We start from the raw sequence: 23963 nt of genomic DNA, 5'->3' as shown, positions 1-23963 counted from the left end.
TTACGCCTTACAAAATGTTGCGCATGAACAAGCGAGCGTTAAAGCAGTCTGTTCTGCATCGAATTTATTTACCGAGGCGCCCTGGCGCATCGCTACTTTGAGATAGCCGTCCTCCATGTTTGGTTCCAACGACGACAAGAAGAGCCCAGCTGCGGCTGGCGAGAAAAAAGGCCTGTTCGGATGGCTGCGCAAAAAGCCGCAGGAAACCGTCGTCGAACAGCCGCAGGTTCAATCTGAGCCTATCCCTGAACCGATAGTAGAAGCCGAGCCGGTCGCTGAAATCCCGGCACCGGTGGTGCTGCCGATGGCCGAGCCGGTGTTGCAGCCGGTGGCTGAAGCTGAGCCGGAACCTGAGGCCGAGCACAAGCCGTGGCTTGAGCTACCAGTGGCTGAAGAGCCTGTGGCTCTGGTTGACGATGTGCAGGCCGAGCATGTGGCGCCGCCGATTCCATCCGTGGTTGAGCCGGTGGACCAGGTGGTCGAAGCGCCGTCGGTAGTCGGCATTCCTGCGCCGGTCGTGGTTGAGCCGACGCCTGTTCCTGTGACCGTGGCCGCGCCTGCCGTTACCGAGTCGCCTGTCGAACAGGAGCCGGTCAGTGCTGTCACCGAAACCAGCAAAACTGGCTTCTTCGCGCGCCTCAAGCAGGGCCTGAGCAAGACCAGCGCCAGTATTGGCGAAGGCATGGCCAGCCTGTTCCTGGGCAAAAAAGTCATCGATGACGAACTGCTGGAAGACATCGAAACCCGTCTGCTGACGGCCGACGTGGGTGTTGAAGCTACTGCGGTGATCATCCAGAGCCTGACCCAGAAGGTCGCACGCAAGCAACTGACTGACGCCGACGCTTTGTACAAGTCTCTCCAGGCTGAGCTGGCTGCGATGCTCAAGCCTGTGGAAGCGCCGCTGGTGATCACGCCGAACAAGCCGTTTGTGATTCTGGTGGTCGGTGTCAATGGCGCCGGCAAAACCACCACCATCGGCAAACTGGCGAAAAAGCTGCAGTTGGAAGGCAAGAAAGTCATGCTCGCTGCTGGCGACACTTTCCGCGCCGCTGCCGTGGAGCAGTTGCAGGTTTGGGGTGAACGCAACAAGATTCCGGTCATCGCCCAGCACACCGGCGCCGACTCCGCGTCCGTCATCTTTGATGCAGTGCAAGCCGCCAAGGCCCGTAACATCGACGTATTGATTGCCGATACAGCCGGTCGCCTGCACACCAAAGACAACTTGATGGAAGAGTTGAAAAAGGTACGCCGCGTCATCAGCAAGCTCGACGCCGACGCGCCGCACGAGGTCTTGCTGGTGCTTGATGCGGGGACTGGCCAGAACGCCATCAGCCAGGCCAAACAATTCAACCAGACGGTGCAACTGACTGGCCTGGCATTGACTAAGCTCGACGGCACAGCTAAAGGCGGGGTGATCTTTGCCCTGGCTAAACAGTTCGGGTTGCCGATTCGTTACATCGGCGTCGGTGAAGGCATCGACGACCTGCGCACCTTTGAAGCCGAACCCTTTGTACAGGCACTCTTTGCCGAGCGGGAGCGTTCATGATTCGATTCGAACAGGTCGGTAAACGCTACGCCAACGGGCATGTGGGCTTGCATGAGCTGAGCTTTCGAGTGCGTCGCGGCGAATTCTTGTTCGTGACCGGTCATTCGGGTGCGGGCAAAAGTACGTTGCTGCGATTGTTGCTGGCCATGGAGCGCCCGACCACCGGCAAGTTGCTGCTGGCAGGCCAGGACCTGGCCTCCATCAGCAATGCGCAGATTCCTTTCCTGCGACGTCAGATCGGTGTGGTCTTCCAGAACCATCAGTTGCTCTTCGACCGCACAGTGTTCAACAACATTGCCTTGCCGTTGCAAATCCTCGGGCTGTCCAAGGCCGAGATCATTAAACGTGTGGATTCGGCGCTGGAGCGCGTGGCGCTGTCGGACAAGACCGACCTGTACCCGGGCGACCTGTCCACCGGCCAGCAACAACGCGTTGGCATCGCCCGGGCCATCGTTCACCGCCCGGCCTTGCTGCTGGCGGACGAACCCACCGGTAACCTCGACCCGCGCTTGGCGGCCGAGATCATGGGCGTGTTCGAAGACATCAACCGTTTGGGCACCAGCGTGCTGATCGCCAGTCACGACCTTGCGCTGATCGCGCGCATGCGTCATCGCATGCTGACCCTGCAACGCGGCCGCCTGATCGGCGACGGGGAGGCTGGCGTATGAGTGCAACACGTAGCCCTAAAGTCTCCGAGCGCGTGGCGCCAAAAGCCGCCGACCCGCAACCGCAGAAGAAAAAACGCGACGAAGACGATGGCCCGGATTTCAGCACGTTGCTGCGCGCCTGGATCGAAAGCCATCGGGCCAGCCTGCTCGACAGCTTGCGCCGCCTGGGCAAACAGCCGATCGGCAGCTTTTTTACCTGCCTGGTGATGGCTGTGGCACTGAGCCTGCCGATGGGTTTGTCGCTGCTGCTTAATAATGTCGAGCGTCTGGGCGGTTCCTGGCAGCGTGCGGCGCAGATTTCCCTGTACCTGAACCTCGATGCCAGTGCCAAAGACGGCGAAAGCCTACGCGATGACATCAAGAGCCTGCCGGGTGTAGCGGATGCCGAGTACATCAGTCGCGACCAGGCCCTTGAGGAGTTCCAGCAGCAGTCCGGTCTGGGCGAGGCGCTTAAAGAGCTGCCGCAGAATCCGCTGCCGGGCGTGGTACTGGTGACGCCGAACGAAGTCGATAAGCCGGCGCTTGAAGCCCTGCGACAAAAACTCGCAGAGATGCCGAAGGTGCAACAGGCGCAACTTGATCTAGTCTGGGTAGAGCGCCTGGCCGCGATTCTCAAGCTGGGCGACCGCTTTGTGTTCGGTTTGACGGTGTTGTTGGTGTCTGCATTACTTTTGGTGATAGGTAATACCATTCGTCTTCATATTGAGAACCGTCGCACCGAGATAGAAGTGATTAAACTGGTCGGCGGCACAGACAGCTACGTGCGTCGTCCTTTTCTGTACATGGGCGCGCTTTATGGCTTCGGTGCCGGGATTTTGTCTTGGGGCGTGCTGGCTTTTGGCTTGGACTGGCTGAACGACGCGGTAGTCGGGCTTGCCGGCTTGTACGGCAGCGATTTCGCCTTGGCTGGCGTGCCGGTCGCCGATGGTCTGTCGCTCTTGCTTGGCGCGGTATTGTTGGGGTATATCGGTGCTTGGATTGCGGTCGCTCGTCATTTACGTGAGCTGGCGCCGAAGTAGTTAATGTCAGATTAATGTGGTTTCGTTTGTATTGACCGTATTGGTGGTTTAGGGAACTTGTCCTACGGTTCCCGGTCAATTTTCGCAGTGCTGAACTGCACGAGTTATGTGAGTCGGAGGTTTTTTTCGTATGACCACTTCTTTGCAACCTGCTTATGCTCTGGTCCCGGGTGCGAACCTTGAGGCCTATGTGCACACGGTCAACAGCATTCCATTGCTGACGCCGGAGCAGGAGCGTGAACTGGCCGAGAGTCTCTACTATGAGCAGGATTTGGGGGCGGCTCGGCAGATGGTGCTCGCCCACCTGCGTTTTGTCGTACATATCGCCCGTAGCTATAGCGGCTACGGTCTGGCCCAGGCTGACCTGATTCAGGAAGGCAACGTCGGCCTGATGAAGGCTGTAAAGCGCTTTAACCCTGAGATGGGCGTGCGCCTGGTGTCGTTTGCTGTGCACTGGATCAAGGCGGAAATCCACGAGTTCATCCTGCGCAACTGGCGCATCGTGAAAGTCGCGACCACCAAGGCTCAGCGCAAGCTGTTCTTCAACCTGCGCAGCCAGAAGAAACGTCTGGCTTGGCTGAACAACGAGGAAGTGCACCGTGTGGCTGAAAGCCTCGGTGTGGAGCCACGTGAAGTGCGCGAGATGGAAAGTCGCCTGACCGGCCATGACATGGCCTTCGACCCGGCCGCAGAAGCGGACGACGACAGCGCTTTCCAATCGCCGGCCAACTACCTGGAAGACCACCGGTACGACCCGGCGCGTCAACTGGAAGATGCCGACTGGAGCGACAACTCCAATCACAACCTGCACGAAGCGCTTGAAGTGTTGGACGACCGCAGCCGTGACATTCTCTACCAGCGCTGGCTGGCAGAAGAAAAAGCCACGCTGCACGACCTTGCACAGAAGTACAACGTGTCGGCCGAGCGGATTCGTCAGCTTGAGAAAAGCGCGATGAACAAGTTGAAGCTGTCGATCGCCGCTTAATCTGCGACGCGGTCAACGTGTGGGAGGGCGCTTGCTCCCGATAGCTGAGTGTCAGTCGAGATCAAATTGACTGATCTACCGCTATCGGGAGCGAGCCCCCTCCCACATTTTTTGGGGGTGATGTCAGTCGGCCCATGGTGCCTTGCGCGAGTTATTCAACTCCACCAAGTAACCGTCCCCGCCCAACTGGCTCATCTGCTGACGAATCCACGCTGCGCGCCGCGCCACATACGCTGTCGGATGACTGGCACTCCACACTCGCGGGTTCGGCAGCACCGCCGCCAGGTAACTGGCCTGCTGACGGGAAAGCGCCTTGGCGCTCACCCCAAAATGATGCCGCGCCGCAGCCTCTGCGCCGAACACGCCTTCATCCCACTCCACGCTGTTGAGGTACACCTCAAGAATCCGTTGCTTGGGCCAAACGATCTCGATCAACCCGGTGAACCAAGCCTCCAGGGCTTTGCGCAAGTAACTGCGGCCGCTCCACAGGAACAGGTTTTTCGACACCTGCTGGCTAAGCGTACTGGCACCACGAATCGAGCCACCGCGCTCGTTGTGCAGCAATGCCGCCTGAATCGCGCCAAAATCAAAACCCCAATGCTGCGGGAAGCGTTGGTCTTCACCGGCCATCACCGCCACCTTGAGGTCATCGGAAATCTCATCCCAAGGCACCCATGTGCGCTGCAGGTCAATCGGCTCGCCGTCGACCCAGGATTCAATCTTGCGCTCCACCATCAGCGCAGTGAACGGTGGCGGCACGACACGAAACAGCAGCACCAGCAGCACACTGCCGATGGCAAACCATTTCACGACTTTGATAAAACGCTTGAAGAGGAGACGCAGCATAGAGATGGCTTGGCCGAACCCGTTGAGCGGGCCATTATACAGACCCGGCCCTTTGAGTCTGACTGGAGTTCCTCATGCTGCGTAGCTTTCTGATGCTGGCTGCCTTTTTCGGCTTTACCGGCGTCGCCCTCGGCGCCTTTGCTGCTCACGGCCTGAAAAACCGCCTGAGCGCCGAGTACCTGGCGATCTTCCACACCGGCGTGACTTACCAACTGGTGCATGCCCTGGCGTTGTTCGGCGTGGCATTGCTGGCAGCGCATATTCCTGGCCGACTGGTCGGCTGGGCGGGCATTTCCTTTGCCGTCGGTATCCTGCTGTTCTCCGGCAGCCTGTATGTGCTGACCCTGACCGGCATCAGCAAGCTGGGCATCATTACGCCGTTTGGTGGGCTGGCGTTCCTGTTGGGTTGGTTCTTTCTCGGCCTGGCCGCTTGGCGCCTGCAGCCCATCTGAAGCTTTCTATTTTTGAAGCGGACCGGAGGGCTTGGGCCAGCAATGCCAATCGGGCTAGAATGCTGGCCCCTAAAAACGATGGCGGCCCGTGGCATGCGCATTCAGTTGAACGGCGAATCCTTTGAACTGCCCGACGGTGAAACCGTTGCGGCCCTGCTGACCCGTCTGGACTTGACCGGGCGTCGTGTCGCAGTGGAGCTCAACCTGGATATCGTCCCGCGTAGCCTGCACGCCGAAACCGAGCTCACCGAAGGTGATCAGGTCGAAGTGGTCCACGCCATCGGCGGCGGCTAGTCGTCCGGCGCTCAAGGGCGCCAACCCGCATTCTGCAGAACCTCACCCCAACTCGAGGATTTCCCATGAGCATCGTTCGTAGCGACAAGCCTTTCGTCCTGGCCGGTCGCACCTACCAGTCCCGTCTGCTGGTCGGCACCGGCAAATACCGCGACATGGAAGAAACCCGCCTGGCCATTGAAGCCTCGGGGGCCGAGATCGTCACCTTCGCCGTGCGCCGCACCAACCTAGGGCAGATCGAAGGCGAGCCGAACCTGCTCGAAGTGCTGTCGCCGGACCGCTACACCTTCTTGCCGAACACCGCCGGTTGCTACGACGCTATCGAAGCCGTGCGCACCTGCCGCCTGGCCCGTGAGCTGCTCGACGGCCATAACCTGGTGAAGCTGGAAGTATTGGCCGACCAAAAGACCTTGTTTCCTAACGTGATCGAAACCCTGAAGGCCGCCGAAACGCTGGTCAAGGAAGGCTTTGACGTGATGGTCTACACCAGTGATGACCCGATTATTGCCCGTCAATTGGCAGAAATCGGCTGCATCGCGGTGATGCCGCTTGCCGGTTTGATCGGTTCCGGCCTGGGTATCTGCAATCCATACAATCTGCAGATCATCCTCGAAGAAGCCAAAATCCCGGTGCTGGTGGACGCGGGCGTGGGCACTGCTTCCGACGCCACCATCGCTATGGAGCTGGGCTGCGATGCGGTGCTGATGAACTCGGCCATCGCCCATGCCCAGCAGCCGATCATGATGGCTGAAGCCATGAACCACGCCATCGTCGCGGGCCGCCTGGCCTACCTCGCCGGGCGCATGCCGAAAAAACTCTATGCCAGCGCCTCCTCGCCGCTGGATGGTCTGATCAAGTAAGAGCCATTGATGACTGAATCAAACGAAACGCCGAACACCGTGGAAGAAGGTGACGAGTCCAAGCACCGCCGCATCAAGAGTTTTGTGATGCGCGCCGGTCGCATGACCGAAGGCCAGCAAAAAGGCTTGGAGCAAGGCGCGCCGCTGTTCGTGTTGCCATTGGCTGATGCGCCGGTGGACTTCGACCAGGTGTTCGGCCGTTCGGCACCGCGTTCCCTGGAAATCGGTTTTGGCATGGGCCACTCGCTGCTGGAAATGGCTGCCGCCTCGCCGGAGCAGGACTTCATCGGTGTCGAAGTGCACCGTCCGGGTGTCGGTGCGCTGCTTAACGGCGTGCTGACCCAAGGCCTGACTAACCTGCGAGTCTATGACTGCGACGCGATTGAAGTGCTCAACCGCTGCATCGCCGACAACAGCCTCGACCGCCTGATGCTGTTCTTTCCGGACCCATGGCACAAATCCCGTCACCACAAGCGCCGCATCGTCCAGGCATCCTTCGCGGAGCTGGTGCGCAGCAAGCTGAAAGTCGGCGGTATCCTGCACATGGCCACCGACTGGGAACCGTATGCCGAATACATGCTGGAAGTGATGGACATCGCCCCTGGCTACCGCAACTTGGCCGAAGACGGCAAGTGCGTGCCACGCCCGGCTGAGCGCCCGATCACTAAGTTCGAACGCCGCGGCGAGCGGTTGGGGCATGGGGTTTGGGATTTGAAGTTCGAGAAGGTCGACTGACAAGTCATTAGCTTCAAAAATGTGGGAGGGGGCTTGCTCCCGATAGCGGTGGATCAGTCCTCTTGATGTCGACTGACACTCAGCTATCGGGAGCAAGCCCCCTCCCACATTGGTATCTGTGTGTTGGGTTTTGGGTCAGCGGCGGTCTGCCACAACGCCAATCAACACCAGCACCACCACCAACACCGGCGCCAAGCTGTAGTTATTGAACTGGCTCAGCCCGCGCACTATCCACGGTGTGGCATACAGCAATGCCGCGCCGCTGCCGATCATGCACACCAGCGCCATCAACGGTACGCGCAGTGCACCAGCAATGCTGCCCAAGCGGCCTTCGATCCAGCCTTTGATATCAGCGCCAAACAGCACCAGCAAACAGCCGACGAGGGCCAGGGAGATTTCCGACAGGTTGCTGCGGCTCCAGCGGGATACGGTGGCGAGCAGGTCGAGTACCAAATCCATTCGATTTCCTTAAGAGCGATCAGCTCAAAAACGTCTGCAACAGGTCATTGAGAAAGAGTTGCCCGCGGTCGGTCGCCGCCAGGCGTGACGGTTCGACCTGCATTAAGCCACTTTGTTCTGCCTCACGGCGGCCTTCGTCCAGGCTCGCCAGATCAAGGCCAGTGCGCTCGGCGTAGAGCTTGGCATCGACGCCCTCTGTGAGCCGCAAAGCGTTCATCAGGAACTCGAACGGCAGTTCTTCATTGGTCAGCTCTTTCGCTCCGGCTTGAAAGCTTTTGGCCGGATTGAGGTAATCCTTGGGTGCCCGTGTCTTCCAAGTGCGCACGATGCGACCGTCCGGGTGACTGAGCTTGCCGTGGGCACCGGCGCCAATGCCGATAAAGTCGCCAAAGCTCCAGTAATTCAGGTTGTGCCGCGCCGGGCGGCCCGGTTGGGCATAGGCCGAGACTTCATATTGCGCGTAACCGTGCTCGGCTAGCAGCGCCTGGCCAGCTTCCTGAATGTCCCACAGCGTGTCGTCTTCCGGCAGTGCGGGCGGCTGGTTCCAGAATACGGTGTTGGGTTCCAGCGTCAGTTGGTACCAGGACAAGTGTGTCGGCTTCAGTGCGATAGCCTGGCGCAAGTCGCTCAAGGCATCGTCCAGGGACTGGTCAGGCAAACCATGCATCAGGTCCAGGTTGAAGTTATCGAACCCGGCCTGGCGCGCCATGCCGGCTGCACGTATGGCTTCGTCGCCGTTGTGAATGCGGCCCAGGGCCTCAAGCTTTTGCTGCTGGAAGCTCTGGATGCCGATGGACAGGCGATTGATTCCCAGCTTGCGGTACGCCATGAACTTCTCTTGCTCGAACGTCCCTGGGTTGGCTTCAAGGGTGATCTCGATATCGCCGGCAAACGCGATACGTGCTTCTACGCCCTTGAGCAAGCGACCCAGTGCGGCGGCGCTGAACAGGCTCGGCGTGCCGCCACCGAAAAAGATCGAGCTGAGTTCACGGCCGTAAACCGCGTGCAGGTCTTGATCAAGGTCGGCCAGCAACGCATCGACGTACTCTTCTTCCGGCAGCACGTTACTCGCGGTGTGAGAGTTGAAGTCACAATAAGGGCATTTGCGCACGCACCACGGGATGTGGATGTACAGCGCCAAGGGCGGCAACAGCGGCAGTGCCGCCCGAGGCGTTTGCGCGCCGCCGTGGATCAGCGGTTGCGCAGAGGTGTTCTGGGTCATTTCAGGCTCAGGCGTTGGCGCAGCAAATCCATTGCGCGGGCGCGGTGGCTGAGCTGGTTCTTGTCGGCCGGGCTCAGTTCGGCGCTGGAGATATTACGCTCCGGCACCCAGAACAGCGGGTCGTAGCCAAACCCATGCTCGCCACTGGCCGCATGCAGAATACGCCCGTGCCACAGGCCTTCGCAGAGGATCGGTAACGGGTCATCGGCATGTCGCACCAGCGCCAGCACGCAGACGAACTGCGCGCCACGCATCGCGTCCGGCACGTCCTTGAGGGCGTCCAGCAACTTGGCATTGTTGGCCGCGTCGCCTTTACCGTCGGCGTAACGCGCCGAGTAGATACCAGGGGCGCCGCCGAGGAAATCCACCGCCAGGCCCGAGTCATCCGCCAGCGCCGGCAGGCCGCAGATGCGTGCGGCATTGCGCGCCTTGAGAATCGCGTTCTCGACGAACGACAGGCCGGTTTCTTCCGGCTCGACCTGGCTGAACTCGCCAATCGAGCGCAGTTGCACGGACTCGCCGAGCATGGCCTGGAGTTCTTTGAGTTTGCCGGCGTTATGGCTGGCCAGTACGAGTTGAGTCAGGTTCATTATTCGGCCGGAAACAGTTCTTGGTTGAATTGGAAGCCGTGGGCTTTGCCGCCAGTTTCAACGTTGATGGTAAACGTCTTGTATTCGCGCTGTGGCACGGAGTACGGCGCGAGATAATTGATCCCGCCTTTCTCGGTGATTTGCTTGAACGTCAGGACCTCGGTCTTGCCGCTCAAATCCTTGATGGTGCCGGTCACTTGCGCCGCCACCGGGCTCACGCCCTTGATCACAGTTACATTGATCAAACCCTTATTCTTGCTGCGCACCACACCCACTTCCTGGGCTGTTTCCGGTTGCAGGAAGCTAGAGGTGAAGGTGTTGTAATGCACGGTGATATCGCCGAATTCTTTCTGGCGGTTACCGTCGATAGCATCCGCCGCCATGGCGCTGGCGCCCAGGCATGCGGTGAGTAGAAAAACAGCCAAACGACTCATGTTCGTCCTCCTTGAAAATGGTTAGACGGCAATTTTGTGGTCCGTGATGCCCGGACTACTGACCCGGTAGATACCAATTTCGCCCAACAGGTTGGGCCATAGCTTACTCGCCCAGCCGTGGCGGTGCTGTTGATCGACGGCAAGGCGGTTGATCACCTTGGCTTCGCGCTCGCCGCACAAGGCTTCGAAGTCTTCGAAGGTGCAAAAGTGGATGTTTGGCGTGTTGTACCACGTGTACGGCAGAAAATCCGACACCGGCATGCGGCCCTTGGTGGCCAGATACCAGCGGCAGCGCCAATGGCCGAAGTTGGGGAAGGTAATGATGCACTGGCGACCCACGCGCAGCATTTCGTCGAGGATGCGGTCCGGGTAGTGCACCGCTTGCAGGGCTTGGGTCATCACCACGATATCGAAGCTGTTGCTGGCAAAGTTGCCCAGGCCCTTGTCCAGGTCCTGTTCGATCACATTGATGCCCTTGGCCACGCACTGGGCGATGTTGTCCGGGTCGTTTTCCAGGCCGTAACCGGTGACGTGCTTGTTGTCGCGCAGCCAGCTCAGCAGTTCGCCATCACCGCAGCCGAGGTCGAGCACGCGGCTGCCGGCGGGGATCCAGTCTTGGATGATTTCCAGGTCGGCTCTCATGGCGTTCTCACAAAGTAATGCGGTTCATGTAGTTGCTGAAGGCCTGCAGGTAGCGCGGGATCGGAATCAGAAAGGCGTCGTGTCCCTGCGGCGCATCGATCTCCAGGTAGCAGACGTCTTTCTTGGCCGCCATCAACGCGTCCACCAGTTCCCGTGAACGGGCTGGGGAGAAGCGCCAGTCGGTGGTGAACGACATCACGCAGAACTTGGCCGTGGCGCCCTCGAAGGTTTTCGCCAGGTCGTCGTTAAAGTTGGCGGCCGGGTCGAAGTAGTCCAGCGCCTTGGTCATCAGCAGGTAGGTGTTGGCGTCGAAACGCCCGGAAAACTCCTCACCCTGATAACGCAGGTAGCTCTCGACCTGGAACTCGACGCTGTGGAAATCGTAGTTGAGCTTCTCGCTCTTGAGCCCACGGCCGAATTTCTCGCCCATGGAGTCATCGGACAGGTAAGTGATGTGCCCGACCATTCGCGCCAGCATCAAGCCACGTTTGGGGATCACGCCCGCTTCCTGGAACGAACCGCCGTGGAATTCAGGGTCAGTGAGGATCGCCTGGCGTGCCACTTCGTTGAAGGCGATGTTCTGCGCCGAGAGTTTTGGCGCCGAGGCGATGGCCAGACAATGGCGTACGCGGTCTGGGTAGGTGATGGTCCACTGCAGTGCCTGCATGCCGCCCAGGCTGCCGCCGATCACCGCGGCCCACTGGCCAATGCCCAGCAGGTCGGCCAGGCGCGCCTGGCTGTGCACCCAGTCTTCCACGGTCAGCACCGGAAAATCCGCACCGAACGGTTTGCCGGTTTCCGGGTTGAGGCTACTGGGGCCGGTGGAACCGTTGCAGCCGCCGAGGTTGTTCAGGCTGACCACAAAGAACTTGTTGGTGTCGATGGGCTTGCCCGGGCCGATGCAGCTGTCCCACCATCCGGGTTTGCGCTCGTCGGCACTGTGGAAGCCCGCAGCGTGATGATGGCCAGACAAGGCGTGGCAGATCAGCACGGCATTGCTCGCCGTGGCGTTCAGTTGGCCGTAGGTTTCGTAGATCAGGTCATAAGCAGGCAGCGAACGGCCACAGGCCAGGGCCAGCGGCTCGCTGAAGTGCGCCACTTGGGGCACGACCAGTCCAACAGAATCGGGGGGAAAGGCAGTTGGCATCGACCCTGCTCTCGTTTAAATGAGGCGTAAGTCTAAAGAGCGGGGCCCCTAGCGGCAAGCAAAGGCCTGCACCCGTACGAAGATACAAATGTGGGAGGGGGCTTGCTCCCGATGACGGCGTGGCAGTCGACATCTGTTTGACTGACCCACCGCTATCGGGAGCAAACCCTTTCGCAGATTTTTTAGCGCACTCAGATCAGGCCAAACAGTTCTTTTGGCATGAACGCGTAGAAGGCCAGGCGCGGGATCACCCAGCTTTGCAGCAGCTGAATCGCGATAAACGCGAAGATCGGCGAGATATCCAGGCCGCCCAGGTTCGGGATCAACCGACGGAACGGCGCCAGCACCGGCTCGGTGATCTGACTAACCAGCTCAGCGCCAGGGCTGCGGCTTCCCGGTGCGACCCACGAGAGGATCACGCTGATGATCATCGACCAGAAAATGATCTTCAAAAACAGCGAGAAGATACCGATCAGGCCCCATGGCAACAGCAGCGGGGTGAAGGCCTGGTAGCCGTTGAGCATCAGGATCACCACAAACAGCAGAATCTGCAGCAGCAGCGCCAGCACCAGCGACGACATGTCCAGGCCGAACAGGCTCGGGACCACGCGGCGCAGCGGTTTGAGTAGCGGTTGGGTGGCCTTCACCACGAACTGGCAGAGCGGGTTGTAGAAGTTCGCCCGCACCAGTTGCAGGATAAAACGCATCAGCACGATCAGCAGGTACAGGCTGCCTAAGGTCTGGATGATGAAAATGGCAGCGTCATTGAGTCCAAGCATGTTTGTTTCCTATCTAGTCCAGTTGCAGGGGACGACTATTTGCCCAGTTGCTCGGCCATTTCAGCCGAACGATGTGCCGCGGCACCCAGTGCTTTTTCCACCAGGGCTTCAAACCCCCCGGCCTGGAACGATTCAATGGCGGCTTGCGTGGTGCCGCCCGGCGAGGTTACACGGCGGCGCAACTCGGCGGCGTCTACATCGCTGCCAACAGCCATCTTCGCGGCGCCCAGGGCGGTTTGCTCAGCCAGTTGCTCCGCCACTTCGTGTGGCAGGCCCAGTTTCACGCCGGCGGCGGTCATGGCTTCGATCAACAGGAAGAAGTAAGCCGGGCCGCTGCCTGAAACGGCGGTGACCGCATCCAGTTGCAGTTCCTGTTCCAGCCACACGGCGATGCCCACGGCGCACAGCAGCTCTTGAGCCTGCTCACGCTGTTTGACGCTCACTTCTGACGTAGCGTACAAGCCACTCACGCCCTGGCGCAGCAGCGCCGGTGTGTTGGGCATGCAACGTACGATCGGCTGTGCGCCTAGCCAAGTGTTCATGCTGGCGCAGGTGATACCGGCGGCGATGGAGACCACCAACTGATGCGGTTGCAGGTTCGGGCGCAGGCTTTCGCACACCGCTTTCATGGCCTGCGGCTTGACCGCCAGTACGATCACGTCAACGCCCTGGATGGCCTCGGCGTTGTCGGCAAAGGTTTCAATGCCGTGCTCGGTGCTGACGCGGGCGCGGGTGTCGGCGCCCGGGTCGCTGGCGCGGATCTGGGAGGCTTCGAGGCCTTTGGCCCGCAGGCCACCGATCAGGCTGGCCGCCATGTTGCCGGCGCCGATAAAGGCAATACGCGTGTTGCTCATGACAGGTCCCTATTCAGAGGAAAGTCAGCCATTTCACGGCTGGCCGTAGTCGCGGGCGCCAAACAGGGCGGTACCGATCCGCACCCACGTGGCGCCTTGGGCGATGGCCGACTCAAGGTCGTGGCTCATGCCCATGGAAAGTGTGTCCATGCCCAGGTTCAGGCTCGCTTGCAGGTCGCGTACTGTCGCGAAGGCTGCATCCTGCTCTGCACGGTCGTCAGTCGGCTCAGGGATCGCCATCAAACCGCGCAGTTTCAAGTGTGGCAGGGTGCTGATTGCATTGGCCAGGGCCGGCAGGTCGGCGGGTGTACAGCCGGACTTGCTGGCTTCGCCACTGACGTTGACCTGGATGCAAATGTTCAGCGGCGGCAGGTCGGCCGGGCGTTGTTCGGACAGGCGTTGAGCAATTTTCAAACGGTCCACGGAATGTACCCAAGCGAAATGCTCGGCGATCGCACGAGTCTTGTTCGATTGAATGGGGCCGATGAAGTGCCAACTCAAGGGCAGGTCGGTTAATTCGGCCTGTTTGCCCAAGGCTTCCTGCAGGTAGTTCTCGCCAAAATCGCGCATCCCGGCGGCATAGGCTTCGCGCACGGCTTGCGCGGGTTTGGTCTTACTCACGGCCAGCAGGTGGACGCTGCTTTCGTCACGTTGCACGGCGTGGGCCGCGGCACGGATCCGTTCGCTAACCAGGCCAATGTTGTCTGCTATCGTCGACATTCAAGATGCACCCGTGGATATGGAGTCCGCGGCATTCTACTGGAAATGGAAAGCCCTATGGACATCACTGAATTGCTGACGGCCAGCGTGCGCCGTGGCGCCTCCGACCTGCATTTGTCGGCCGGCCTGGCGCCGATGCTGCGTGTTGATGGCGAAGTCTGGCCGCTGGAGGGGCCGGTGCTTTCGCCCCCGCAACTTGCGGATTTATTGAGCCCTTTGCTCAACGAATACCAAGAAAAGGATTTCGAAACATCTCTTGAAACGGATTTTGCCTTCGAACTACCGGGTGTGGCGCGGTTCCGGGCGAATGTGTTCCAGCAGGATCGCGGCATGGGGGCGGTGTTTCGCACTATTCCAGCCTCAGTGCAGAGCCTGGAAAGCCTAGGGCTGGGCGAGGTGTTCCAACGCATCGCCCAACTGCCGCGTGGCCTGGTGCTGGTGACCGGGCCGACCGGGTCTGGCAAGTCCACGACACTGGCGGCGATGATCGACTACCTCAACCAGCACCGGCGCCAGCACATCCTCACCCTGGAGGACCCGATCGAGTTTATCCACAGGCCGAAAATGGCCCTGATCAACCAGCGGCAAGTGCACCGCGATACCCACAGCTTTTCGGCAGCGCTGCGTTCGGCCCTGCGCGAAGACCCGGATGTGATCCTTGTGGGTGAGCTGCGTGACCTGGAAACCATCCGCCTGGCGCTGACGGCCGCGGAGACCGGGCATCTGGTGTTTGGCACGCTGCACACGACGTCGGCGGCAAAGACCGTGGATCGACTGGTGGATGTGTTCCCGGCGGGGGAAAAGGCCATGGTGCGCTCAATGCTCTCGGAATCGCTGCAGGCGGTGGTGTCCCAGGTGTTGGTGAAGAGGCTGGCCGGCGGGCGGGTGGCGGCCCACGAAATCATGCTAGGCTCGCCGGCCATTCGCAATTTGATCCGCGAAGACAAGGTGGCGCAGATGGTCTCGGCGATCCAGACAGGTGGGGCGCTGGGGATGAAGACGTTGGACATGAGCTTGAAGGCGCTGGTCAGCGAGGGGGTGATCAGCCGGGAGGAAGCGCGAGGGCAGGCGAGGGTGCCGGGGGATATCTGAGGTCTTGCGTGCCATGAAAATCAACTGTGGGAGCGGGCTTGCTCGCGAAGGCGGTAGATCAGTCACCTAAGATGGTGACTGACACTGCGCCTTCGCGAGCAAGCCCGCTCCCACATGTTTTACCGCATTTCAGCCAGAGATCAGCGCTGCACAACCCGCAGGTTGTTCTGCTCTTTAGGCAGAACCCGCTTGGCAATCACGTAATTCTTATTCCAGAACGGCTTCTTCAGCGTGTCAATGCTCACCGACTTGCCACGACGCGGTGCGTGGATAAAACGGTCGTTGCCCAGGTAGATCGCAACATGGTTGACCTGGCGGCTCTTCAATTTGAAGAACAACAGGTCGCCCGGTTTCAGATCTTTGCGATCAACCTTCAGGCCGTGGCCGGCGGCCATGGCGTTGGAGGTGCGTGGCAAATCCACCGCTTTGACGTCGTTAAATGCATATTTCACCAAACCACTGCAGTCGAACCCTTTACTTGGGCTGCTGCCGCCCCAACGATAAGGAGTACCGAGTACATTCACGGCGCGGCTTAAAACGTTGCTGCTTTGTTTGGTGTTGCCTGCCATGAGGCCTGGAACCGCTTTACCGTTGTGGGCCTTGCTCACGTGAGTTGGGCGGTTGACGGTCAGCTTTACCGACTTGGCGGTGCTTGGCGTGCTGTGAACTTTAGGGGTGAAACCGTTAACGTTAGGAAGACGTTGCTCACGATTGGTGGCGTGGGCGGCCAGTGGCATTAATAGGCAGATGGTTAGCCATGTCTTGAAAAATGGTCGCATTAGGCGTGGCTCTTTTTGGTTTGCGCGCAACTTTATAACAGCTTTTTGTGTCGTTCTAAGGCCGTTTGTCGACTGAACCCTGGGGTCAAATTCAGGAAAAACGCGACGAATTGCCGCTATCGTCCTACAGAGGTCAGGTGGCATAAGGCTTTGCGGGAGGGAAGATACCATTTACCGTGCGTCGGGCGCCCGTAAAAAAGTCACAAAGAAAATGAAAAAATTTATCTATCGAGGCAAAAGAGGTACTCCATGAACACCTATCGACAGGATGTGATGCAGCAAGACACCCACAGCAAGCTGATCGGTTACCTGCTGTGGATTTTCGGTTTTACCGGGGCGCACCGCTTCTATTACGGAAAACCTGTGACCGGGACGATCTGGTTCTTCACCTTCGGTCTGCTCGGTATTGGTTGGCTGATCGACTTGTTCCTGATTCCGGCCATGGACCGTGAAGCAGACCTGCGTTTTACCGCTGGGCCGATCGAGTACAACGTGGCCTGGATACTGTTGGCATTCCTGGGTGTGTTCGGTTTGCACCGCATGTACCAAGGCAAGTGGATCACTGGCCTGATCTACCTGCTGACCGGTGGGCTGTTCCTGATCGGGGTGCTGTATGACTTCTGGACGCTGAATACGCAGATTTCGATCCGTAATGCTGAGCGCAATAACGGGCGCTGAGTCTCTCAAGGCCTATACAAAACCAAATGTGGGAGGGGGCTTGTTCCCGATGACAGTGGGTCAGCTACAAATAAGCTGACTGACCCACCGCGATCGGGAGCAAGCCCCCTCCCACTTTTTTACCGTGCCCGCTTTAGGCCTGGTAGCTGATCCGCCCATCCACCAAGGTGTAGCGCACCGTCGCCGGCAGGCTATGGCCGATGAACGGGCAGTTTTCGCCCTTGGACAGCCAGTGTTCGCCGGCAACCGTGGAGCTGGCCGGATCGAACAGCACCAGATCCGCCGCCGACCCCTCCGCCAATTTACCCGCCGGCAGGCGCAGTGCCTCGGCCGGGCCGGTGCTCAATCGCGCCAGCAATGTCGGCAGGTCGAGCAGGCCATCCTCCACCAGCGTCATCGCCAGTGGCAGCAACAGCTCGACGCTGCTGATGCCCGGCTCTGTCGCGCCAAATGGCGCCAGCTTGGCATCGCGCTCGTGGGGCTGGTGGTGGCTGGAGATCGCTGACACCACACCCGACTTCACGGCCGCACGCAACCCTTCACGGTCGGCCAGGGTACGCAGCGGTGGCTGCACGTGGTACAGGCTGGAAAAGTTGATCAACGCTTCATCGCATAAAATCAGCTGATACAGCGCCACGTCAGCCGTCACCGGCAGGCCACGAGCCTGTGCTTGGGCGATCAGCGCTACGCCCCGCGCGCTGGTCAATTGGCTGAAGTGCGCGCGCACGCCGCTTTGTTCCACCAGCAGCAGATCGCGGGCCAGGGCCACGGTTTCAGCGGTCTCCGGAATGCCCGGCAGGCCGAGGAAACTGGCGACCGCGCCTTCATGGGCCAAGCCGCCTTCTGCCAGGTCGCGGTCCTGGGAGTGAAAAATTACCGTCAAGTCGAAGGTGGCCGCGTACTCCAGGGCGCGACACAGCGTGCGCGTGCTGCGAAAGCTTTCCAACCCATTGCCGAACGCCACGCAACCGGCATCCCGCAGGGCGATCAGCTCGGCGAGCTGTTCGCCTTCCAGGCCTTTGCTCAGGGCGCCGATAGGGAACACTTTGCAATTGCCGGCTTCGCGGGCACGGTCGAGGATCAGCTCGGTCACGGCCGAGGTGTCCAGCACTGGCTTGGTGTGCGGTGGGCAGCACAGGCTGGTGATGCCACCAGCAGCAGCGGCGCGGGTTTCGCTGGCGATAGTGCCTTTGCGGCTGTAACCCGGTTCACGCAGGGCGACGTTCAGATCCACCAAGCCAGGCGCGGCCACCAGGCCTTTGGCGTCGATGGTCTCAACTGCGCTGAAGCCTGCGGGCGCAGCGCCAATGGCGATAATTTTGCCGGCCTCCAGGTGAAGATCGGTGATTTGATCCAGGCCACTGGCTGGGTCGATGACTCGGGCGCCGAGAATGCTGAGCTTCACTGGGCGTTCTCCTGCTCGAATTGACGTTGCGCGGTTTGCCCGCTCATGGCCATGGACAACACCGCCATGCGCACGGCGATGCCGTAGGTCACCTGGTTGAGAATCACTGACTGACTGCCGTCGGCCACTGCCGACTCAATCTCCACGCCCCGGTTGATCGGACCTGGGTGCATAACGATCGCATCCGGCTTGGCCCCGGCCAAACGTGCGGTGGTCAGGCCGAACAGGCGGTAGAACTCACCTTCGCTCGGCAGCAGGCCACCGGCCATGCGCTCGCGTTGCAGGCGCAGCATGATCACTACGTCCACATCTTTGAGGCCTTCGGCCATGTCGGTGTAAACCTTCACGCCGTATTGCTCGATGCCGATCGGCAGCAGGGTTTTTGGCGCGATCACGCGGATGTCCGGGCAACCCAGGGCCTTGAGGGCCAGCATGTTCGAGCGCGCGACCCGCGAGTGCAGGATGTCGCCGACGATGGCCACCGAGAGGTTTTCAAAGCCGCCCTTGTGCCGACGGATCGTCAGCATGTCGAGCATGCCTTGGGTCGGGTGGGCATGACGGCCGTCGCCGCCATTGATGATTGCCACGTTCGGGCACACATGTTCGGCGATGAAGTGCGCTGCACCGGAGTCGCCGTGGCGTACCACGAACATGTCGGCGGCCATGGCTTCCAGGTTGCGCAGGGTGTCGAGCAGGGTCTCGCCCTTGCTCGCCGACGAGGTCGACACGTTCAGCGTGATCACGTCGGCCGATAGCCGCTGAGCCGCCAGCTCAAAGGTGGTGCGGGTGCGGGTGGAGTTCTCGAAGAACACATTGCAGATGGTCTTGCCGCGCAGCAGCGGGACCTTCTTCACCGCGCGTCCGCCGACTTCTAAGAACGAGTCGGCGGTGTCGAGGATTTCAGTCAGCAGTTCGCGGGGCAAACCGTCGAGAGACAGGAAGTGTTGCAGCTGGCCCTGAGCATTGAGCTGCAGCGGGCGCTTGGTATCTAGAGGCGTCATCGCAGGGACTCTGTACAAGGCGGTTTAAAGGGCAAGGTCTTGCAGTTCGAGTTCGAGCGGCGTGGGACCGGACAATTTTACCCGCTGGTGGGCTTCCAAGGACAGGGTGGCGCCGACCACATCGGGGCTGATCGGCAATTCGCCGGCGTCCAGGTCCAGCAGGCACACCAAGGTCACGCTGGCCGGGCGGCCATAGTCGAATAACTCGTTCATGGCGGCGCGGATGGTGCGGCCGCTCATCAGCACGTCATCAATCAGCACCAGGTGCTGGCCTTCGATCTCGAACGGCAGGGCTGAAGGGCGCACTTGCGGGTGCAGGCCGTTCTGGCTGAAGTCGTCGCGGTAGAACGATACGTCCAGCGTGCCCAGCGGCGAATCGCTGCCCAGCTCTTCCAACAACGCTTGGGCCACCCATACGCCGCCGGTGCGAATACCAATAAAGCGCGGCTCGCTGATAGCACGGTGTTGCAGGTGCGCCGTGAGGCGAATCGCCATCTGGCTGATCAGTTGGGCGGGATTGGGCAGACTCATGGTGGCTCCTTCTAGGCCTTGCGCAGCGGGGTGATGGCAAGGTCCGGGCTCAAACGTAAAAAGACGCGGCAAGCCGCGTCAGTCAGGATTCAAATAAAGCGGTGTTTTCATCCAGCCAACCCTGCAACAGCAAGGCGGCGGCGATGGCGTCCACCGGGTTGTCGCGGTAACTGCCTTTCTGGCCGCCGCGGTCGCGGCGCTCACCCTTGGCCTCAAAGGTGGTCAGGCGCTCGTCGTGGGTATAGAAGGGCAGGTTGTAACGGCCATTAAGGCGGCGGGCGAATTTTTCAGCGCGAAGACACATGTCGCTGGGGGTGCCGTCCATGTTCAAGGGCAGGCCGACCACGACCGCGTCGGGCTTCCACTCCTTGATCAGGGCTTCGACCTGATTCCAGTCCGGCACGCCATTCTGGGCCTTGAGCGTGCACAGCTCGCGGGCCTGGCCGGTAATCACCTGGCCGACCGCTACGCCGATTTGTTTGGTGCCGTAGTCAAAACCGAGGATCAAGCGCAAGGCCATCAGGCGTGCCCCGCCTGGCTGGTCAACAGGCTGAGGTTAACCCTCAGTTTGGCTGCCGCCGCTTGCAGGCGCAGTTCGCTGGCCGTGTTAAACAGAATGTCGGCGTCGAATGGGCAGGTCAGCCACGCATTGCTGGCTAATTCGGCTTCCAGTTGCCCGGCTTCCCAGCCGGCGTAGCCGAGGGTGATCACGCTTTGCTCGGGCCCCACGCCGTCGGCGATGGCGAACAACACGTCCTGGGACGTGGACAGCGACACGCTTTCGAGGTCCACCGTGGCCTGAAACTTAGGCCCGGTGGGGTGCAGCACAAAACCTCGATCGGTTTGCACCGGCCCGCCGATATAGATCGGTACGTTTTGGCAGCGCGCCGGCGGGTCGGTCTCAGGGCGCAATTGCTCAAGAATGTCCGCCAGGTTCAGCTCTTGCGGACGGTTCACCACCAACCCCATGGCACCATTGGCCGTGTGCTCGACGATGTAGGTCAAGGTCTGCGCAAAGTTCGGGTCGGCCATATGGGGCATGGCGATCAAGAATTGGTGTTTGAGGTAGGTCGGGCTGACATTTTTCATGTCCGCTAGTGTGGCGTTGGAGGGGCGAACTGACAAGCTGCGGCGGGCCCTAATTGTTGCGAACAGGCTGCTATGGCGAGCGGAGCTTGTTGTGGCGAGCGGGCTTGCCCCAGCTACAGGGGCGCCTTGTCAGTTGCTGAACAGCTGATCACCCCGGGCAAACTTCCAGGTGCGGATGATTTCCAGGCGGTCCACATCATTCAGGTCGCCGGTAAACGGCGCGAAAGGCGCGGCCAGGCGCACGATACGTTGGGCAGCCTGGTCCAGCAGCGGTTGGCCGGACGACTCCAGCACCTGCACTTCATATAACGAACCGTCGCGGTTGATCGACACCAATAAGCGCAAATTGCCATAGATCTGCTGGCGCCGGGCTTCATCCGGGTAATTGAGGTTGCCGATGCGCTCAACCTTCTTGCGCCACTCGTCCTTATACCAGGCGCCTTTGTCGCGCATGGTCGAGGCGGCATTCAGGCGGTAGATGCGGGGGCGCTTGGCGTACAGTTGTTGTTCGTTGGCCAGTTCGGCTTCGAGGCTGGAGATTTGGTCAGAGAGCTGCGAACTGTCAAAAGTCGGCGCCGGTTTCACCGGTTCGGGCTGTGGTTCGGTCTTGGCTTTCTCGCGTTGGGTCGGGGCTTTTTGCGGTTTGGGCGCGACGGTGGTCACGGCGGCCTTGGGTGCGGCCTGCTTGACCTCGGGCTTGGGCGTCGGTGGCGGGGTGACTTTATTCACCTTATTGTCCTGGAACGGCGCCAATTCGGTGGTCTTGGGCACGGCCTTCTTGTCGAGGGTGCCGCTGCCTTGCTGATTGTCCTGGGCAAGAAAGTCGGCCTTTTCGGGCTTCTTTTCACTCTTGAACGTGGCGAGGGTGATTTCCAGGGTTTTGGTGATCTGCTTGGGTTCGGCGAAGGTGAAGCCCAGGCCGAGCAACAACGCGAGGTGGATCAAGGCTGCCAGGAACAGGGTAAATCCGAGCCGATCAGCCGGGCGCACGCCGCTGTGGGAGAGTTCTAGGGGCAGATCGGGCGGGAGCGTCATGACAAAAAAACCAACATCGCGCATTTCACAGGTGGCGCATGATAACGCAATGTTGGTGTGTGTCCGGCTGTTCTATGTCACTTGGCTTGTAGCTTGCGCTCAATGGCAGCCATCAGCATTTCGCCGATGTTCGTGCCAAATGCGTTGTCGATCTCGCGAATACAGGTCGGGCTGGTGACGTTGATTTCGGTGAGGTTCTCACCAATTACGTCGAGTCCTACAAACAGCAGGCCTTTTTCGCGCAGGGTCGGACCAACCTGAGCGGCGATCCAACGGTCTTTATCCGACAGTGGGCGTGCCTCCCCCCGACCACCAGCCGCCAGGTTGCCGCGGGTCTCGCCGGCTGCCGGGATACGCGCCAGGCAGTAGTCCACCGGCTCGCCGTCGATCATCAGGATGCGTTTGTCGCCGTCCTTGATCGCTGGCAGGTAGGCCTGGCCCATGATCTGCTGGGTGCCCAGCGCGGTCAGGGTTTCCAGGATCACCGACAGGTTAGGGTCGCCCGCACGGTGACGGAAGATCGACGTACCGCCCATGCCGTCCAGCGGCTTGAGGATCACATCGCCATGCTTGGCGGCGAATTCACGCAGCACATCGGCGCGACGACTGACCACGGTCGGCGGTGTGCACTGTGGGAAAAGGGTGGCGAACAGCTTTTCATTGCAGTCGCGCAGGCTTTGCGGTTTGTTGACGATCAACACGCCGGCGCGCTCGGCCTGCTCCAGCAGGTAGGTGGAATAGACGAATTCCATGTCGAACGGCGGGTCCTTGCGCATCAGGATCACGTCCAGATCGCTCAACGGGCTGTCGATTTCATCTGCAAGCTCGAACCACTTCTCAGGGTTGGCAAATACCTGCAGTGGACGCATGCGTGCGCGGGCTTCGCCGTCGCCTTGGTAAAGGTCGCGCTGCTCCATATAGAACAGGGTCCAGCCGCGGGCCTGGGCGGCCAGGAGCATGGCCAGCGAACTGTCCTTTTTATAGGAGATGCTGGCGATAGGGTCCATGACAATGCCGACGCGAACGCTCATGGGGGATTTCCTCTAGCAAATTAGGGCGCATAAAAGTGGCGTCAGAGTGGCGCTGTGGCTGTTGTGGGTCAAGGAAAAACCACCTGGCTGGTTGCTCGATAGATTGCGCCCAGAGACTGTGCTAAAAAGACTCCCACGGTGCAGCAGCCCTTGAATTCCAAGGCTTGCGGCGCTCATCCTGTGCAACATCTGGCAGTACACACCGAAAACCGATTCGCTGTGGCGATGGTAGAGCAGATATGGAACAGCATTCCAACGCCTTGAGAGTGATGGTGATCGACGATTCAAAAACGATCCGCCGCACCGCCGAGACCCTGTTGAAGAACGTGGGCTGCGATGTGATCACGGCCATCGACGGTTTCGATGCGCTGGCCCGGATTGTTGATCATCACCCGCACATTATCTTTGTCGACATCATGATGCCGCGCCTGGATGGCTATCAAACCTGTGCGCTGGTGAAGAACAACCCGGTGTTCAAATCGATTCCGGTGATCATGTTGTCCTCCAAGGACGGCCTGTTCGACAAGGCCAAGGGGCGCATCGTTGGTGTCGATCAGTTTTTGACCAAGCCTTTCAGCAAGGAAGAACTGCTAAGTGCGATCAAGGCCTACGTGCCCGGCTTCGCTGCAGTAGAACAAGCACACTGACACCGCCTCACAAGGGCCGGCGTCCACCAATGTAGTGGGGAAAACCATGGCACGTGTTCTGATCGTCGACGATTCGCCGACCGAAATGTACAAACTGACCGGCATGCTGGAAAAGCACGGCCACCAAGTCCTCAAAGCCGAAAACGGCGCGGACGGCGTGGCCCTGGCCCGTCAGGAAAAACCCGACGCCGTGCTGATGGACATCGTGATGCCGGGCCTCAATGGCTTCCAGGCTACCCGCCAGCTGTCCAAGGAGCCGGAAACCAACGGCATCCCGATCATCATCATCACCACCAAAGATCAGGAAACCGACAAAATCTGGGGCGCGCGCCAGGGCGCTAAGGATTACCTGACCAAACCCGTGGACGAAGAAACCCTGATTGCCACCCTGAACAAGGTGCTGGCCGGCTAACGGCACGCCAT

General features: G+C 60.1%; 30 protein-coding genes. 12 read left to right on the top strand and 18 right to left on the bottom strand.

What is annotated here, in order from left to right:
* Positions 1-115: 115 nt before the first annotated feature.
* The 4 genes from ftsY to rpoH all read left to right on the top strand — a co-directional run bounded on the left by ftsY (position 116) and on the right by rpoH (position 4218).
* The gene (gene ftsY / locus FW764_RS22225) at positions 116-1546 is read left to right on the top strand and encodes a signal recognition particle-docking protein FtsY (protein WP_446435723.1); all 1431 of its coding nucleotides are present in this window, start codon (positions 116-118) and stop codon (positions 1544-1546) included.
* The gene (gene ftsE / locus FW764_RS22220) at positions 1543-2214 is read left to right on the top strand and encodes a cell division ATP-binding protein FtsE (protein ID WP_446435722.1); all 672 of its coding nucleotides are present in this window, start codon (positions 1543-1545) and stop codon (positions 2212-2214) included. The genes ftsY and ftsE overlap by 4 nt, the downstream gene beginning before the upstream one ends.
* A complete protein-coding gene (gene ftsX / locus FW764_RS22215) occupies positions 2211-3233 on the top strand; it encodes a permease-like cell division protein FtsX (protein ID WP_446435721.1) in 1023 nt (340 codons plus the stop codon). Before ftsE ends, ftsX begins: the two co-directional genes overlap by 4 nt.
* A 130-nt stretch (positions 3234-3363) precedes the next feature.
* A complete protein-coding gene (gene rpoH / locus FW764_RS22210; protein ID WP_003176698.1) occupies positions 3364-4218 on the top strand; it encodes an RNA polymerase sigma factor RpoH in 855 nt (284 codons plus the stop codon).
* A gap of 123 nt (positions 4219-4341) precedes the next feature.
* On the opposite strand, the gene mtgA is transcribed toward rpoH, so the two are convergent.
* Positions 4342-5064: a monofunctional biosynthetic peptidoglycan transglycosylase gene (gene mtgA, locus FW764_RS22205; RefSeq protein WP_446435720.1), complete on the bottom strand. Its 723-nt coding sequence runs from the start codon at positions 5062-5064 to the stop codon at positions 4342-4344.
* A gap of 74 nt (positions 5065-5138) precedes the next feature.
* Between mtgA and FW764_RS22200 the strand changes: the two genes are divergently transcribed.
* The 4 genes from FW764_RS22200 (at position 5139) to trmB (ending at position 7405) form a co-directional block, all read left to right on the top strand.
* A complete protein-coding gene (locus FW764_RS22200) occupies positions 5139-5516 on the top strand; it encodes a DUF423 domain-containing protein (protein WP_446435719.1) in 378 nt (125 codons plus the stop codon).
* A 93-nt stretch (positions 5517-5609) separates the two neighbouring features.
* Positions 5610-5810: a sulfur carrier protein ThiS gene (thiS, locus tag FW764_RS22195; RefSeq protein ID WP_446435718.1), complete on the top strand. Its 201-nt coding sequence runs from the start codon at positions 5610-5612 to the stop codon at positions 5808-5810.
* Between the two features lie 65 nt (positions 5811-5875).
* Complete coding sequence (locus FW764_RS22190) at positions 5876-6670, top strand: thiazole synthase (protein ID WP_015886353.1); 795 nt, start codon at positions 5876-5878, stop codon at positions 6668-6670.
* 9 nt (positions 6671-6679) lie between these two features.
* A complete protein-coding gene (trmB, locus tag FW764_RS22185) occupies positions 6680-7405 on the top strand; it encodes a tRNA (guanosine(46)-N7)-methyltransferase TrmB (RefSeq protein ID WP_446435717.1) in 726 nt (241 codons plus the stop codon).
* A gap of 135 nt (positions 7406-7540) precedes the next feature.
* On the opposite strand, the gene FW764_RS22180 is transcribed toward trmB, so the two are convergent.
* The 9 genes from FW764_RS22180 to FW764_RS22140 form a co-directional block, all read right to left on the bottom strand.
* Positions 7541-7864, bottom strand: a complete 324-nt coding sequence (locus FW764_RS22180) for a DUF3392 domain-containing protein (protein ID WP_017139459.1) — start codon at positions 7862-7864, stop codon at positions 7541-7543.
* Positions 7865-7883: 19 nt separating this feature from the next.
* Positions 7884-9086, bottom strand: a complete 1203-nt coding sequence (hemW, locus tag FW764_RS22175; RefSeq protein ID WP_446435716.1) for a radical SAM family heme chaperone HemW — start codon at positions 9084-9086, stop codon at positions 7884-7886.
* Positions 9083-9679: an RdgB/HAM1 family non-canonical purine NTP pyrophosphatase gene (gene rdgB / locus FW764_RS22170; RefSeq protein ID WP_446435738.1), complete on the bottom strand. Its 597-nt coding sequence runs from the start codon at positions 9677-9679 to the stop codon at positions 9083-9085. The genes hemW and rdgB overlap by 4 nt, the downstream gene beginning before the upstream one ends.
* Complete coding sequence (locus FW764_RS22165; protein WP_446435715.1) at positions 9676-10110, bottom strand: DUF4426 domain-containing protein; 435 nt, start codon at positions 10108-10110, stop codon at positions 9676-9678. The genes rdgB and FW764_RS22165 overlap by 4 nt, the downstream gene beginning before the upstream one ends.
* 21 nt (positions 10111-10131) lie before the next feature.
* The gene (metW, locus tag FW764_RS22160) at positions 10132-10752 is read right to left on the bottom strand and encodes a methionine biosynthesis protein MetW (RefSeq protein ID WP_446435714.1); all 621 of its coding nucleotides are present in this window, start codon (positions 10750-10752) and stop codon (positions 10132-10134) included.
* Positions 10753-10759: 7 nt separating this feature from the next.
* A complete protein-coding gene (metX, locus tag FW764_RS22155) occupies positions 10760-11899 on the bottom strand; it encodes a homoserine O-succinyltransferase MetX (RefSeq protein ID WP_446435713.1) in 1140 nt (379 codons plus the stop codon).
* 191 nt (positions 11900-12090) lie between these two features.
* On the bottom strand, positions 12091-12678 hold the full coding sequence (locus FW764_RS22150; protein WP_446435712.1) for a YggT family protein: 588 nt from the start codon (positions 12676-12678) through the stop codon (positions 12091-12093).
* A gap of 35 nt (positions 12679-12713) precedes the next feature.
* Positions 12714-13532 (bottom strand): pyrroline-5-carboxylate reductase, encoded by an 819-nt coding sequence (gene proC, locus FW764_RS22145; protein ID WP_446435711.1) that lies wholly within the window; start codon positions 13530-13532, stop codon positions 12714-12716.
* A 33-nt stretch (positions 13533-13565) separates the two neighbouring features.
* Positions 13566-14252, bottom strand: coding sequence for a YggS family pyridoxal phosphate-dependent enzyme (locus FW764_RS22140; protein WP_446435710.1), 687 nt, complete (start codon positions 14250-14252; stop codon positions 13566-13568).
* 57 nt (positions 14253-14309) lie between these two features.
* On the opposite strand from FW764_RS22140, the gene FW764_RS22135 reads away from it, so the two are divergent.
* Complete coding sequence (locus FW764_RS22135) at positions 14310-15344, top strand: type IV pilus twitching motility protein PilT (RefSeq protein ID WP_446435709.1); 1035 nt, start codon at positions 14310-14312, stop codon at positions 15342-15344.
* A gap of 140 nt (positions 15345-15484) precedes the next feature.
* Here FW764_RS22135 and FW764_RS22130 read toward each other — a convergent pair whose 3' ends face one another.
* Positions 15485-16123 (bottom strand): C40 family peptidase, encoded by a 639-nt coding sequence (locus FW764_RS22130; RefSeq protein WP_446435708.1) that lies wholly within the window; start codon positions 16121-16123, stop codon positions 15485-15487.
* A gap of 249 nt (positions 16124-16372) precedes the next feature.
* On the opposite strand from FW764_RS22130, the gene FW764_RS22125 reads away from it, so the two are divergent.
* The gene (locus tag FW764_RS22125) at positions 16373-16801 is read left to right on the top strand and encodes an NINE protein (protein ID WP_083356307.1); all 429 of its coding nucleotides are present in this window, start codon (positions 16373-16375) and stop codon (positions 16799-16801) included.
* A 133-nt stretch (positions 16802-16934) separates the two neighbouring features.
* On the opposite strand, the gene FW764_RS22120 is transcribed toward FW764_RS22125, so the two are convergent.
* From FW764_RS22120 to gshB, 7 genes are all read right to left on the bottom strand, one after another.
* Complete coding sequence (locus tag FW764_RS22120; protein ID WP_446435707.1) at positions 16935-18206, bottom strand: dihydroorotase; 1272 nt, start codon at positions 18204-18206, stop codon at positions 16935-16937.
* Positions 18203-19207 (bottom strand): aspartate carbamoyltransferase catalytic subunit, encoded by a 1005-nt coding sequence (locus FW764_RS22115; RefSeq protein WP_446435706.1) that lies wholly within the window; start codon positions 19205-19207, stop codon positions 18203-18205. Before FW764_RS22115 ends, FW764_RS22120 begins: the two co-directional genes overlap by 4 nt.
* Positions 19208-19231: 24 nt before the next feature.
* The gene (pyrR, locus tag FW764_RS22110; protein WP_446435705.1) at positions 19232-19738 is read right to left on the bottom strand and encodes a bifunctional pyr operon transcriptional regulator/uracil phosphoribosyltransferase PyrR; all 507 of its coding nucleotides are present in this window, start codon (positions 19736-19738) and stop codon (positions 19232-19234) included.
* An 82-nt stretch (positions 19739-19820) separates the two neighbouring features.
* The gene (gene ruvX / locus FW764_RS22105; RefSeq protein WP_003195067.1) at positions 19821-20258 is read right to left on the bottom strand and encodes a Holliday junction resolvase RuvX; all 438 of its coding nucleotides are present in this window, start codon (positions 20256-20258) and stop codon (positions 19821-19823) included.
* A complete protein-coding gene (locus tag FW764_RS22100) occupies positions 20258-20827 on the bottom strand; it encodes a YqgE/AlgH family protein (protein WP_446435704.1) in 570 nt (189 codons plus the stop codon). Before FW764_RS22100 ends, ruvX begins: the two co-directional genes overlap by 1 nt.
* A gap of 129 nt (positions 20828-20956) precedes the next feature.
* A complete protein-coding gene (locus tag FW764_RS22095) occupies positions 20957-21862 on the bottom strand; it encodes an energy transducer TonB (RefSeq protein WP_446435703.1) in 906 nt (301 codons plus the stop codon).
* A 77-nt stretch (positions 21863-21939) separates the two neighbouring features.
* Positions 21940-22893, bottom strand: a complete 954-nt coding sequence (gene gshB, locus FW764_RS22090) for a glutathione synthase (protein WP_016976046.1) — start codon at positions 22891-22893, stop codon at positions 21940-21942.
* A gap of 239 nt (positions 22894-23132) precedes the next feature.
* Between gshB and pilG the strand changes: the two genes are divergently transcribed.
* Entirely contained in the window at positions 23133-23540 is a 408-nt protein-coding gene (gene pilG, locus FW764_RS22085) for a twitching motility response regulator PilG (RefSeq protein ID WP_027606081.1), read from the top strand.
* Positions 23541-23586: 46 nt separating this feature from the next.
* Positions 23587-23952: a twitching motility response regulator PilH gene (pilH, locus tag FW764_RS22080; protein ID WP_014720320.1), complete on the top strand. Its 366-nt coding sequence runs from the start codon at positions 23587-23589 to the stop codon at positions 23950-23952.
* Positions 23953-23963 lie beyond the last annotated feature (11 nt).

The organism is Pseudomonas sp. 1152_12 (assembly GCF_052850675.1).
Note: the sequence above shows the minus strand (reverse complement) of the source record. Positions and strands in the feature narration are given on the sequence as shown.

Coding starts and splice junctions, on each gene's coding strand:
- ftsY (WP_446435723.1), top strand. CDS start 116: ATGTTTGGTTCCAACGACGACAAGAAGAGCCCAGCTGCGGCTGGCGAG.
- ftsE (WP_446435722.1), top strand. CDS start 1,543: ATGATTCGATTCGAACAGGTCGGTAAACGCTACGCCAACGGGCATGTG.
- ftsX (WP_446435721.1), top strand. CDS start 2,211: ATGAGTGCAACACGTAGCCCTAAAGTCTCCGAGCGCGTGGCGCCAAAA.
- rpoH (WP_003176698.1), top strand. CDS start 3,364: ATGACCACTTCTTTGCAACCTGCTTATGCTCTGGTCCCGGGTGCGAAC.
- mtgA (WP_446435720.1), bottom strand. CDS start 5,064: ATGCTGCGTCTCCTCTTCAAGCGTTTTATCAAAGTCGTGAAATGGTTT.
- FW764_RS22200 (WP_446435719.1), top strand. CDS start 5,139: ATGCTGCGTAGCTTTCTGATGCTGGCTGCCTTTTTCGGCTTTACCGGC.
- thiS (WP_446435718.1), top strand. CDS start 5,610: ATGCGCATTCAGTTGAACGGCGAATCCTTTGAACTGCCCGACGGTGAA.
- FW764_RS22190 (WP_015886353.1), top strand. CDS start 5,876: ATGAGCATCGTTCGTAGCGACAAGCCTTTCGTCCTGGCCGGTCGCACC.
- trmB (WP_446435717.1), top strand. CDS start 6,680: ATGACTGAATCAAACGAAACGCCGAACACCGTGGAAGAAGGTGACGAG.
- FW764_RS22180 (WP_017139459.1), bottom strand. CDS start 7,864: ATGGATTTGGTACTCGACCTGCTCGCCACCGTATCCCGCTGGAGCCGC.
- hemW (WP_446435716.1), bottom strand. CDS start 9,086: ATGACCCAGAACACCTCTGCGCAACCGCTGATCCACGGCGGCGCGCAA.
- FW764_RS22165 (WP_446435715.1), bottom strand. CDS start 10,110: ATGAGTCGTTTGGCTGTTTTTCTACTCACCGCATGCCTGGGCGCCAGC.
- metW (WP_446435714.1), bottom strand. CDS start 10,752: ATGAGAGCCGACCTGGAAATCATCCAAGACTGGATCCCCGCCGGCAGC.
- metX (WP_446435713.1), bottom strand. CDS start 11,899: ATGCCAACTGCCTTTCCCCCCGATTCTGTTGGACTGGTCGTGCCCCAA.
- FW764_RS22150 (WP_446435712.1), bottom strand. CDS start 12,678: ATGCTTGGACTCAATGACGCTGCCATTTTCATCATCCAGACCTTAGGC.
- proC (WP_446435711.1), bottom strand. CDS start 13,532: ATGAGCAACACGCGTATTGCCTTTATCGGCGCCGGCAACATGGCGGCC.
- FW764_RS22140 (WP_446435710.1), bottom strand. CDS start 14,252: ATGTCGACGATAGCAGACAACATTGGCCTGGTTAGCGAACGGATCCGT.
- FW764_RS22135 (WP_446435709.1), top strand. CDS start 14,310: ATGGACATCACTGAATTGCTGACGGCCAGCGTGCGCCGTGGCGCCTCC.
- FW764_RS22130 (WP_446435708.1), bottom strand. CDS start 16,123: ATGCGACCATTTTTCAAGACATGGCTAACCATCTGCCTATTAATGCCA.
- FW764_RS22125 (WP_083356307.1), top strand. CDS start 16,373: ATGAACACCTATCGACAGGATGTGATGCAGCAAGACACCCACAGCAAG.
- FW764_RS22115 (WP_446435706.1), bottom strand. CDS start 19,207: ATGACGCCTCTAGATACCAAGCGCCCGCTGCAGCTCAATGCTCAGGGC.
- pyrR (WP_446435705.1), bottom strand. CDS start 19,738: ATGAGTCTGCCCAATCCCGCCCAACTGATCAGCCAGATGGCGATTCGC.
- ruvX (WP_003195067.1), bottom strand. CDS start 20,258: ATGGCCTTGCGCTTGATCCTCGGTTTTGACTACGGCACCAAACAAATC.
- FW764_RS22100 (WP_446435704.1), bottom strand. CDS start 20,827: ATGAAAAATGTCAGCCCGACCTACCTCAAACACCAATTCTTGATCGCC.
- FW764_RS22095 (WP_446435703.1), bottom strand. CDS start 21,862: ATGACGCTCCCGCCCGATCTGCCCCTAGAACTCTCCCACAGCGGCGTG.
- gshB (WP_016976046.1), bottom strand. CDS start 22,893: ATGAGCGTTCGCGTCGGCATTGTCATGGACCCTATCGCCAGCATCTCC.
- pilG (WP_027606081.1), top strand. CDS start 23,133: ATGGAACAGCATTCCAACGCCTTGAGAGTGATGGTGATCGACGATTCA.
- pilH (WP_014720320.1), top strand. CDS start 23,587: ATGGCACGTGTTCTGATCGTCGACGATTCGCCGACCGAAATGTACAAA.